Raw genomic sequence first — 10,718 nt, forward strand, 5'->3', positions numbered from 1 at the left:
CGTCCGCTTCGGCAATGACCTGTCTCAAGTTGCGGCGCAGCAAGGGCTTCTGCCACTTATGCACATTGTGGTGGGGCGGGGCGGACGACCGAGCGCCCCCATCCGCTGGCCCGCATGTCCCCCATCTGCTATGGGTTCGGCCCCTCCGATCCGTGGCATTCTGGGCAGCATGACCGACACCGTTCCCCCCTTTCTGAACGTCGCCCATTCCCTGTCCGGCAAGCGCTGGCAGGCGCGGCCCCATGACGAGCGGCTGGCCTGGGGGCTGGCGCAGGGGCGGGGGCTGCCGGAGATCGTCGGGCGCGTCCTGGCCGCCCGCGGGGTGACGGAGGACGCCTGCGATGGCTTTCTCAACCCGACGCTGAAGGCTCTGCTTCCCGATCCCTCCCGCTTCAAGGATATGGATAAGGCGGCGGAGCGCATCGCGCGCGCCGTAATGGAGGGCGAGCCGGTGGCCGTCTTCGGCGATTACGACGTGGACGGAGCGACCTCCTCCGCGCTGCTGAGGCGCTTCTTCCGGGCGGTGGGGGCGGATTTGCGGATCTATGTGCCCGACCGTCTGAAGGAGGGCTACGGCCCCAACGGCCCGGCGCTGCTGCGGCTGAAGGCCGAGGGCGTGCGGCTGGTGGTCACGGTGGATTGCGGAGTTTCCGCCTTCGCGGCTCTGGAGGCGGCGAGCGACGCCGGGCTGGACGTGGTGGTCCTGGACCATCACGCGGCGGAACCGCGCCTGCCGCCCGCCATTGCCCTGGTCAACCCGAACCGGCTGGACGAGGACGGCGCCTACCGCACGCTGTGCGCGGCGGGGGTGACCTTCCTGGCCGTGGTGGCGGTGAACCGGGCGCTGCGCAACGCCGGATTCTATGCGGGGCGCAACGAGCCGAACCTGATGGAGTGGCTGGACCTCGTGGCGCTGGGGACGGTGTGCGACGTGGTGCCCCTGACCGGGCTGAACCGGGCGCTGGTGGCGCAGGGATTGAAGGTCATGGCTCGGCGCTCCAACCCCGGACTGTCCGCCCTGGCCGACATCGCCGGGGTGAAGGAGAAGCCGGACGCCTACCACGCCGGATTCGTGCTGGGTCCGCGGGTCAACGCGGGCGGGCGCGTCGGCGCGTCGGACCTCGGCGCGCGGCTGCTCTCCACCGACGATCCCATGGAGGCCATGGACCTCGCCCAGAAGCTGGAGGCTCACAACGCCGAACGCCGCACGGTGGAGCAGGGGGTTCTGGAGGACGCCCTGGCCCGTCTGGAGGAGCACGCGGAGGAACTGGCCGAACTGGTCTTCGTGGCGGGGGAGGGCTGGCATCCCGGCGTGATCGGCATCGTGGCCAGCCGCCTGAAGGAGCGCTACAGCCGCCCCGCCTGCGTGATCGCTCTGGAGCAGGCCGCGGACGGCACGGTGATCGGCAAGGCCTCGGGCCGCTCGGTGCGCGGCGTCGATCTGGGGGCGGCCGTGATCGCGGCGCGGCAGGAGGGGCTGCTGCTGGCCGGCGGCGGGCACCGCATGGCCGCGGGCTTCACCGTCGCCGGGGACAGGATGGCCGCCCTTCAGGAGTTCCTGACCAGCCGCGTCGCCGAACAGGTGGCCGCCGCCCCGCTGGTGCCGACCCTTGAACTGGACGGCGCGCTGGCCGTGGGGGCGGCGAACGCGGCCCTTGTGGAGCGTCTGAACCAACTCGGCCCCTTCGGCACCGGCAACGCGGAACCGCGCTTCGCCGTCACGGACGCCCGCGTGGTGCGGGCGGACGTTGTCGGGGCGAATCACGTCCGCTGCATCCTTCAAGGCAACGACGGCGCCCGGCTGAAGGCCATCGCCTTCCGCGCGCTGGACAGCGAGATGGGGAAAGCCCTGTTGATGGGCCGCGGATCGCCCTTCCACATCGCCGGCGTTCTGCGCATCGACCGCTGGAACGGAGCGGAGGGAGTCCAGCTTCTGATCGACGACGCCGCGCCCTCGCAATCCGTGTGAATGCAAACAAATTCGGTGCGGTATCGCCGCATGGGGGGCATACGCGAACGAGGTAGGAAGACGTTGCAAAAAACGCTTGCGCTGAGCCCGCCATCCCATTAGTAATCCCGCCACGCCAACGACGTCCCCATCGTCTAGAGGCCTAGGACACCGCCCTTTCACGGCGGCGACAGGGGTTCGAATCCCCTTGGGGACGCCACCTTCTCACAGGTTGGCAACGGTTTCAGAAGCTCAGCCCTTGGCTGAGCTTTTGTCGTTTTGGGCTTTCCTTTCTCCTGACGCCCCGTCGTTTCTCCCGCCCGCCGGAATCGCGGGCACGGGGCGGTTTCCCGGAATGGTTCGGTGGTCTAACGTTCCTGCAAACCCATCGCAGGGTCTAAGGGAACTGGAGACATCCATGACCATTCCGACGACACGACTTCCTTCGGGAACCGCCGTTCCGGTGCTCGGCCAAGGCACCTGGTACATGGGCGAGGACAGCCGCGACCGGACGCGGGAGGTCGCGGCGCTCCGTCTCGGCCTCGACCTCGGCATGACGCTGGTCGACACGGCGGAGATGTACGCCGACGGCGGGGCGGAGGAGGTGGTCGGCGAGGCCATCGCCGGGCGCCGCGACGAGGTGTTCCTGGTCAGCAAGGTGCTGCCGATGAACGCCAGCCGCCGGGGCACCATCGCGGCCTGCGAACGCAGCCTGAAGCGCCTGCGCACCGACCGGATCGACCTCTACCTGCTGCACTGGCGCGGCAGCCCCGATTTCGCCGATACCATCGCCGCCTTCGAGGCGCTGATGCGCGAGGGCAAGATCGGCCAATGGGGCGTCAGCAACCTGGACCTCCAGGATATGGAGGAACTGGTGGGAGCGCCGGGTGGGGCGGCGGTGCAGACCAACCAGCTTCTCTACAACCTGACGCGCCGCGGCATCGAATACGATCTCCAGCCCTGGTGCCGGTCGCGGGGCATTCCGGTCATGGCCTATTCGCCGATCGAGCAGGGGCGGATGCTGCGCCACCCGGAACTGCGCCGAATCGCCGACCGGCACGGCGTCACCCCGGCTCAGGTCGGCTTGGCTTGGCTGCTGCGCCAGGATGGGGTGATCGCCATTCCAAAGGCGTCGGACCCCGCCCATGTCCGTGACAACCGGGCCGCCGCCGATCTGCGGCTGGATGAACAGGACATCGCCGACCTGGACCGGGCCTTTCCGCCGCCCCGCGGGCCGCGTCCGCTGGAGATGCTGTAGCGCGGCGAACCGCCGCGCCTGCGGTGGCGGGCTCGATTTCCCTGGCCGAAAGGCCTATGTATGCTGCATTGCGGAATCGGGCATACCCGATTCCGCGTGCTGTTCATCTGGGAATCGAAGCATGCTCGCCATCGTCCTTCTGTCCATGCTGCTGTCGGGGTTCGCCATCGTGGTGGCGCGGATTCTGACCATTCAGGTCGCCGCCGCCGGCATGCCGGCGCGCGATCCCTGGTCACCCGCGCATCTCCGCCGCGTGAAGAAGGCCCGCCAGGAGCAGGAGGAGATCGAGGGCGGCCCATCCTGGGCGTCCTTCCCGCGCGCGCTCTGACCTTTTCCCCACAAGCAAATCGGGCCGGGACATCTCCCGGCCCGATCGCGTTCGGGTGCCGCTGTTGTTGTGCCGTGGGCCGTCCGGTGCCTTACTGGGCCGGCTCCGCCGCCAGCTTGGGTGCCGGCAGGGTTTGCGTGATCTGGCGGGCCCGCATCGGCTTCAGGACGAAGATCGCCAGCAGGGCGGCGATGCCGTTCACCGCGGCGGCGAAGAAGAACACCGCCTGCCAGCTTCCGGTCGAGGCCACCGCGACGTTGGCGAAGGGAACGACCAGCGACGCGGTGCCCTTGGCGGTGTAGAGCAGGCCAGCGTTGGTGGTGGCGAACTTCGAACCGAAGGAGTCGCCGCACAGCGCCGGGAACAGGCTGTAGATCTCACCCCAGGCGAAGAACACCAGACCCGTCAGGATGACGAAGGCGACGGGGTTGTGGCCCCACTGGTTCAGCGCCAGGATGCCGAAGCATTCCAGGGAGAAGGCGATGAACATGGTGTTCTCGCGGCCGATGTGGTCCGACACCCAGCCGAAGAAGGGGCGGGTGACGCCGTTCAGCACGCGGTCGATGGACAGGGCGAAGGTCAGCGCCGGCAGGGTCAGGCCCATGATGCTGACGGGAACGCCGTCCAGGTGGAAATCCTTGGCGATGGGGCCGAGCTGCGCGGTCGCCATCAGGCCGCCCGCCGCCACCATCACGAACATGGCGTACATGACCCAGAAGACCGGGGTCTTCAGCATCTGGACCGGGGTGTAGCTCTCGCGGGTCTGCGACACCGACGAGCGGGTCACTTCCGGAACCTGGCCCTTCTTCGGCGACGCCAGGAACCAGGCCAGCGCGAGGATCACCGCACCCTGGCCGATGCCGAAGGTCATGAAGGTGGCTTCATAGCCCGAGGAATGGATCATGTTGGCGATGGGAACGACCGTGAGGGCCGAACCGGCGCCGAAACCGGCGGCGGTCAGACCGGCGGCGAGGCCGCGGCGGTCCGGGAACCACTTGAGCGCGTTGCCCACGCAGGTGCCATAGACGCCGCCGGCGCCGATGCCGCCCAGAGCCGCGCCCAAGTAGAGCAAGGCCAGCGAGTCGGCGACCGAATTGACCGCCCAGGCCACGGCGCAGAGCGCGCCGCCGATCAGGACGACGATCCGCGGGCCGAACTTGTCGACGAACCAGCCTTCGACCGGGACCAGCCAGGTCTCCATCACGACGAAGATGGTGAAGGCCACCTGAATGGCCGCACGACCCCAGCCGTGCTTCTGGTCGATCGGCTCGACGAACAGAGTCCAGCCATACTGCAAGTTCGCGATCATCGACATGCAGATGACGCCGATGACGAGCTGGAACCAGCGGCCACCGAGAGGCCCCTTCGGGACCTCCGTGAGGGCTTGGTGCATGAGTCTCCTCCTAGAAGCGATCTTTTGCGAAGCGAAATTTTTTCTTTGGTCGGGTAGCTTTTTCTTTTGCTTTGACCGGAGTCGTCCCGTGGTGTGGCGGGTCCGTCTCCTTCGCCATGGCTTGTCTCCGGAAGCGGCCGTTTGGTGTGGGCGGCTTGAGCTTCCAGGCGGCCGTTTTTGGCATTAGAGATATGGTATGCCAGATACAGTTTCGGGCGCAAGCAGTTTGTAAGCTTAACAAACGGAGTGCGCCTGCGCGGACGCTCTGCACTATCTAAGGTGTTGACAACCCTCGTTCGGTTGGGGAACTGGGCCGCAATAGGCGCCACTGGGCTGATTGTTCGTAGATTAAACGAACAGGGACTATTGGTATATGGTATACATAAAGTCCAAGAGCGCGTGTCGACCCGGACGATGAGGGCGACGGCGTTGAAGGCGCCCCCGACCCTTCGGGAAGGGCCATCACATCGGACGACGATCCAATGAAGAGGGGAGGAGACGACTCGATGACCACCGCCATTTTCACCCACCCGGATTTCCTGGCGCACGACACCGGTCCGGGCCATCCGGAACGTCCGGAGCGGATCGCCGTGGTGTGGGAGGTGCTGGACCGCGACGAGTTCCGCGGCCTGCCCCGGCACGAGGCCCCCGAAGCGGAGGTGGAGCAGCTCCGCTGGGTGCATGATTCGGCCTACGTGGACGCGGTGTTGAGCGCGGTGCCGGAGGACGGCCATGTCCGGTTGGATGCCGACACGGTGCTGTCGGCGACCTCGCGTTCGGCGATCCTCCGGGCCGCCGGGGCGGTCTGCGCGGCGGTGGACGCCGTGCTGGACGGGACCGCGAAGAACGCCTTCTGCGCCGTCCGTCCCTGTGGCCACCATGCGGAGCCGGCCCGCGCCATGGGCTTCTGCGTCTTCAACAACGTCGCCGTCGGTGCGGAGCACGCCCGCAAGCGGCGCGGCCTCACCCGCGTCGCCGTGGTCGATTATGACGTCCATCACGGCAACGGCACCCAGGCCATGTTTTGGGACGACGCCGACCTCTTCTTCGCCTCGACCCACCAGTCGCCGCTTTATCCCGGCACCGGCTCGGCGCGGGAAACCGGAGTCGCCGACAACATCGTCAACGCGCCGCTGCCGCCCAACGCCGGGACGGTGGAGTTCCGTCAGGCCATGGAAAGGCGGATTCTCCCCGCCCTGGAGGCGTTCCAGCCGGAGCTGATCCTGATCTCCGCCGGATTCGACGCCCACACCCGCGACCCTCTGGCGTCGCTGAACTTCACCGGCGCCGACTTCGAATGGGGGACGCGCAAGCTGGTGGAGGCGGCGGACCGGCTGTGCGGCGGCCGCGTCGTGTCGGTTCTGGAAGGCGGCTATGACATGATGGGGCTCGCGGAGGGCTGCGCCGCCCATCTTCAGGCTCTGATGCGCGCCTGACCGCTCCACCAGGGGAGGGGAAGGGGTGATTCCGGGGGACTTTGCGCAGGTGCACCATAAGTCCGGTTGCTTCCTGTACGGATTATCTGGCATACCAAATACCAGAGTGACGAACAGAGTCCCTCGAACACACAAAAAAACGGGAGTTACGCACGATGGACCAGCGGATCGCCGAACAGAACGCCGCCGACAAGCACACCATCGAGATCACTCTGGCGAAGACCGACGCCGACATCGCCGACAGCTACGCGGTGGTGAAGGAACTGCGCACCCATATGACGGATGCCGACGCCTACGCCGCCCAGATCCGCCGCCAGATGGAGGACGGCTACAATCTCGCGCTCCTGCGCATCGACGGCGAGGTGGCCGGCTGCGGCGGCTTCCGTGTCCACGAGACGCTCTCGCGTGGCCGCTATATGTATGTCGAGGATCTGGTCACCTCGCCGAAGCACCGCTCCTTCGGCTTGGGCGACAAGCTGTTCGATTGGTTGGCCGGTCAGGCGCGCGAGAAGGGCTGCGCGCAGATGGAGATCATCTCCGGCGTCCAGCGCGGCGACGCGCACCGCTTCTATCACCGCAAGCGGATGACGGTTAAGGCGTTTCAGCTCGTCCTTCCGCTCACCTGATTCCAATCGCCGGATGGACCCGCGAACCGGGCGTTCGGATGGGCCGGGCGCCCGGTTTTTCATGCTCTATTTTCAATTGGAAAACCCAGGATTCCCGCCCGATTCCGGATCATGTCCCTCCCTCGTCAGGGTCTATTTTGCCAGTTGACATCTGGTATTCGGTATACCAAACTCCGTATTTGTTCGGTGTGCTGATTGATTGGGGTTACTGCAAAGGCCGCGCGGCGCGCGGCCGATAATTGGGGGAGAGGAAACGGGTTATGAAGATCTGCATCTTTGGGTCCGGGGCTATCGGCGGCTATCTGGGTGTGCGTCTCCACCAGGCCGGCGCCGACGTCAGCCTCGTGGCGCGCGGCGCCCACCTCGCGGCCATGCGCGAGAACGGCGTCAAGCTGATCGTCGGAGAGGAAGAAACGGTCGTCCGCCCCCGCTGCACCGACAACGCGGCGGAACTCGGCCCGCAGGACTACGTCATCATCGGTCTGAAGGCCCATTCCGTCCCCAGCGTGGTTGACGCCATCCAGCCGCTGCTGGGCAAGGACACCGCCGTGGTCACCGCCGTCAACGGCATCCCCTACTGGTACTTCTACAAGAACGGCGGCGAGTTCGAAGGCCGCGTGCTCGACACCGTCGATCCGGGCGGCATCCAGTGGAACGGCCTGGGGCCGGAGCGCGCCATCGGCTGCGTCGTCTACCCCGCGACGGAGGTCGTCGAGCCGGGCGTCATTCAGCACATCTACGGTGACAAGTTCTCGCTGGGCGAGCCGGACGGCACGCAGTCCGACCGCGTGAAGAAGCTCAGCGCCGCCATGGAGGCCGGCGGCCTGCGCGCCCCGGTGCTCGACCGCATCCGCGACGAGATCTGGCTGAAGCTGTGGGGCAACCTCTGCTTCAACCCGATCAGCGCGCTCACCCACGCCACGCTGGATGTCATCTGCTCCGACCCGGAGACCCGCGCCGTCGCCAAGGCGATGATGCTGGAGGCCAAGGAGATCGGCGACCGCCTGGGCGTGCATTTCCGGGTGGATGTGGAACGCCGCATCAACGGGGCCGGCGCCGTCGGCGCGCACAAGACCTCCATGCTCCAGGACCTGGAGCGCGGCCGTCCGATGGAGATCGACGCCCTGCTGTCGGTGGTCCAGGAGATGGGCCGCATGGTCGGCGTCGCCACCCCGACCATCGACGTGGTGCTGGCGCTCGTCCGCCAGCGCGGCGAAATCGCCGGCTGCTACACGCGCCCGCATCAGCCGTCGTCCGAGGCCGCACCCGCGGTCGCCGCCCAGTAGGGCGGAAACGGTCCGGCCCCGCAAGAAAGAAGCCAACGCCCCGAAGACCGAGCGAAGCAACGCCGAGGGGCCGGACATTCGGTTCACAGGAGGAGCGTCATGAGGGTTGAAGACATTCTCCGCCGGAAGGGGACGCGCATCGGAACGGTGCGCATCAACGAAACCGTGGAAACGGCGTTGCGCCTTCTGAAGGCGGAAAACACCGGCGCGCTGGTGGTCAAGGACGTCTGCCGGACGGAGGGCAACACGGTCGTCGGGGTCATTTCCGAGCGCGACATCGTGCGCGGCCTGACCGACCGCGGGCCGGGTATCCTGTCCCTGCCGGTCACGGCGGTGATGAGCAATCATCCCGTCTGCTGCGCGCCGGGCGACTCCGTTCGCCGCGTGCTGCAATTGATGGACGAGCACACCATCCGCCACATCCCCGTCCTGGACGGAGCGTCGCTGGTCGGCGTGGTCAGCGTGCGCGATCTCATCAAGGCGCAGCTCGACGCGGCACCGCCGGACGCCGATCCGGGCGAGGCGGCGAGTTACCCCGTCGCGGCTGCCCAATAACGGTCGCCGTAAGAGCGGGCGTCGAAAGGGAGCGCGCGGCGGCGGTCACCCGCATCCATCCCGGGTGACCGCTCCGCTCCCCTGAAGGCGTGACGCCGGACCACGATCCGGCACGGACATCATTCGAGAATCGACCGGCGGGCCGCCCGCCGAGGCAGCCCGCCGTCAAGGCCGGAGCGCTGACGCCTCGTCCTGCCGAATGCTTTGGGAGGCAATCAACAATCATGAAAATCGCCATACCCAGGGAGCGGCGCGCGGGCGAGAATCGCGTCGCGGCGTCTCCGGAAACCGTCAAGAAGATCAAAGGTCTCGGTCTCGACGTCGTGATCGAGACCGGGGCCGGTCTGGGCTCGAACCTGCCGGACCGGGTCTACCAGGACGCCGGAGCGGAGATCGCGCCGGACGCCGCCTCGGCGCTGGCCGGGGCCGACATCGTTCTGAAGGTGCAGCGCCCGCTGCTCGCCGGGGAGGGGGACCTCGACGAGCTGGCGCTGATCCCGCGCGGCGCGCTGCTGCTGGGCATCCTCAACCCGCACAACAGCCGCGACCATGTGGCGGCCTACGCCGCGGCGGGGGTCAACGCGCTGGCCATGGAGTTCATGCCGCGCATCACCCGCGCCCAGGTCATGGACGTGCTGTCCTCCCAGGCCAACCTTGCCGGCTACAAGGCGGTGGTGGATGCGGCCAGCGAGTACGGCCGGGCCTACCCGATGATGATGACCGCGGCGGGCACCGTGCCGCCGGCCCGCGCCTTCATCATGGGTGTGGGCGTGGCCGGTCTGCAGGCCATCGCCACGGCCAAGCGTCTGGGCGCCATCGTCTCGGCGACCGACGTCCGCCCGGCGGTCAAGGAGCAGGTGCAGAGCCTCGGCGGCAGCTTCGTCGCGGTGGAGAACGAGGAGTTCAAACAGGCCGAGACGTCCGGCGGCTACGCCAAGGAGATGTCCGACGACTACAAGCGCCAGCAGGCGGCGCTGGTGGCCGAGCACATCAAGAAGCAGGACATCGTCATCACCACCGCGCTGATCCCCGGGCGCAAGGCGCCGGTTCTGGTGACGCGCGAGCATGTGGCGTCGATGAAGCCGGGCTCGGTCATCATCGATCTGGCGGTGGAGCAGGGCGGCAACGTCGAGGGCTCGGAGCTGGGCAAGGTCGTCACCACGGAGAACGGGGTGAAGATCGTCGGCCACGCCAACTACCCCAGCCGCATCGCCGAGAGCGCCTCGCTGCTCTACGCCAAGAACCTGCTGGCCCTGCTCCAGTCGCTGCACGACAAGGAGAAGGGCGTCACGCTCAACTGGGACGACGAGATCGTCAAGGCCATCGCGCTCACCCGCGACGGGCAGATCGTCCATCCCGCCTTCGCGGACGCGGTCCGCGAAGTCCAGACCGTCTGAGGAGGCGGCCTCCATGGAACATCTCGATCCCGCGAGCCAGATTGACGCCTTCCGCCAGTCGCTCCTCACCCTCACCAACCAGACGGCTGAGCTTCAGGTCCAGGTGGCCCAGATGACCCACGCGATGCCGATCCCGGCGCCCGTCATGGACGCGGCGAGCCACGGCAACTTCTTCATCACCGGGCTGACGGTGTTCGTCCTGGCCTGCTTCGTGGGCTATTACGTGGTGTGGCGGGTGACGCCGGCGCTGCACTCGCCGCTGATGGCGGTGACCAACGCGGTGTCCTCGGTGATCATCGTCGGCGCGCTGATCGCCGCCGGCCCCGCGGGGTTCGGCTTCTCCAAGATCATGGGCTTCCTGGCGGTCATCCTGGCCAGCGTCAACATCTTCGGCGGCTTCCTGGTCACCCAGCGCATGCTGTCGATGTTCAAGAAGAAGGGCAAGTAACCATGGAAACCCTGTCCGCCCTTCTCTATCTGGTCGCCTCGGT

Annotated in this window: 10 protein-coding genes and 1 tRNA gene; 10 read left to right on the top strand and 1 reads right to left on the bottom strand. The window is 67.3% G+C overall.

Going from position 1 to position 10,718, the window contains the following annotated elements; genetic code table 11:
• Positions 1 to 169: 169 nt before the first annotated feature.
• The 4 genes from recJ to DS843_RS29545 all read left to right on the top strand — a co-directional run bounded on the left by recJ (position 170) and on the right by DS843_RS29545 (position 3,534).
• A complete protein-coding gene (gene recJ / locus DS843_RS29530) occupies positions 170 to 1,969 on the top strand; it encodes a single-stranded-DNA-specific exonuclease RecJ (protein WP_149472391.1) in 1,800 nt (599 codons plus the stop codon).
• Positions 1,970 to 2,092: 123 nt separating this feature from the next.
• A tRNA-Glu gene (locus DS843_RS29535) sits at positions 2,093 to 2,168 on the top strand.
• A gap of 198 nt (positions 2,169 to 2,366) precedes the next feature.
• Positions 2,367 to 3,206, top strand: a complete 840-nt coding sequence (locus DS843_RS29540) for an aldo/keto reductase (protein WP_149472392.1) — start codon at positions 2,367 to 2,369, stop codon at positions 3,204 to 3,206.
• Positions 3,207 to 3,327: 121 nt separating this feature from the next.
• On the top strand, positions 3,328 to 3,534 hold the full coding sequence (locus tag DS843_RS29545) for a hypothetical protein (protein WP_149472393.1): 207 nt from the start codon (positions 3,328 to 3,330) through the stop codon (positions 3,532 to 3,534).
• Positions 3,535 to 3,625: 91 nt separating this feature from the next.
• Here DS843_RS29545 and oxlT read toward each other — a convergent pair whose 3' ends face one another.
• The gene (gene oxlT / locus DS843_RS29550) at positions 3,626 to 4,927 is read right to left on the bottom strand and encodes an oxalate/formate MFS antiporter (protein ID WP_149472394.1); all 1,302 of its coding nucleotides are present in this window, start codon (positions 4,925 to 4,927) and stop codon (positions 3,626 to 3,628) included.
• 506 nt (positions 4,928 to 5,433) lie between these two features.
• On the opposite strand from oxlT, the gene DS843_RS29555 reads away from it, so the two are divergent.
• The 6 genes from DS843_RS29555 to DS843_RS29580 all read left to right on the top strand — a co-directional run bounded on the left by DS843_RS29555 (position 5,434) and on the right by DS843_RS29580 (position 10,675).
• Positions 5,434 to 6,363 (top strand): histone deacetylase family protein, encoded by a 930-nt coding sequence (locus tag DS843_RS29555; protein ID WP_149472395.1) that lies wholly within the window; start codon positions 5,434 to 5,436, stop codon positions 6,361 to 6,363.
• A gap of 155 nt (positions 6,364 to 6,518) precedes the next feature.
• Positions 6,519 to 6,989 carry a GNAT family N-acetyltransferase gene (locus DS843_RS29560; RefSeq protein ID WP_149472396.1) on the top strand — a complete coding sequence of 157 codons (471 nt, stop codon included), beginning with the start codon at positions 6,519 to 6,521 and terminating at the stop codon, positions 6,987 to 6,989.
• 260 nt (positions 6,990 to 7,249) lie between these two features.
• Positions 7,250 to 8,275 (top strand): 2-dehydropantoate 2-reductase, encoded by a 1,026-nt coding sequence (locus tag DS843_RS29565; RefSeq protein WP_149472397.1) that lies wholly within the window; start codon positions 7,250 to 7,252, stop codon positions 8,273 to 8,275.
• A gap of 99 nt (positions 8,276 to 8,374) precedes the next feature.
• Positions 8,375 to 8,830 (top strand): CBS domain-containing protein, encoded by a 456-nt coding sequence (locus DS843_RS29570; RefSeq protein ID WP_149472398.1) that lies wholly within the window; start codon positions 8,375 to 8,377, stop codon positions 8,828 to 8,830.
• 224 nt (positions 8,831 to 9,054) lie between these two features.
• Complete coding sequence (locus tag DS843_RS29575) at positions 9,055 to 10,227, top strand: Re/Si-specific NAD(P)(+) transhydrogenase subunit alpha (protein WP_149472399.1); 1,173 nt, start codon at positions 9,055 to 9,057, stop codon at positions 10,225 to 10,227.
• Between the two features lie 13 nt (positions 10,228 to 10,240).
• Positions 10,241 to 10,675 carry an NAD(P) transhydrogenase subunit alpha part 2 gene (locus DS843_RS29580; RefSeq protein WP_149472400.1) on the top strand — a complete coding sequence of 145 codons (435 nt, stop codon included), beginning with the start codon at positions 10,241 to 10,243 and terminating at the stop codon, positions 10,673 to 10,675.
• The last annotated feature ends 43 nt before the right edge of the window (positions 10,676 to 10,718 follow it).

This window comes from Roseomonas genomospecies 6 (genome assembly GCF_008365375.1).
Lineage (GTDB): Bacteria > Pseudomonadota > Alphaproteobacteria > Azospirillales > Azospirillaceae > Azospirillum.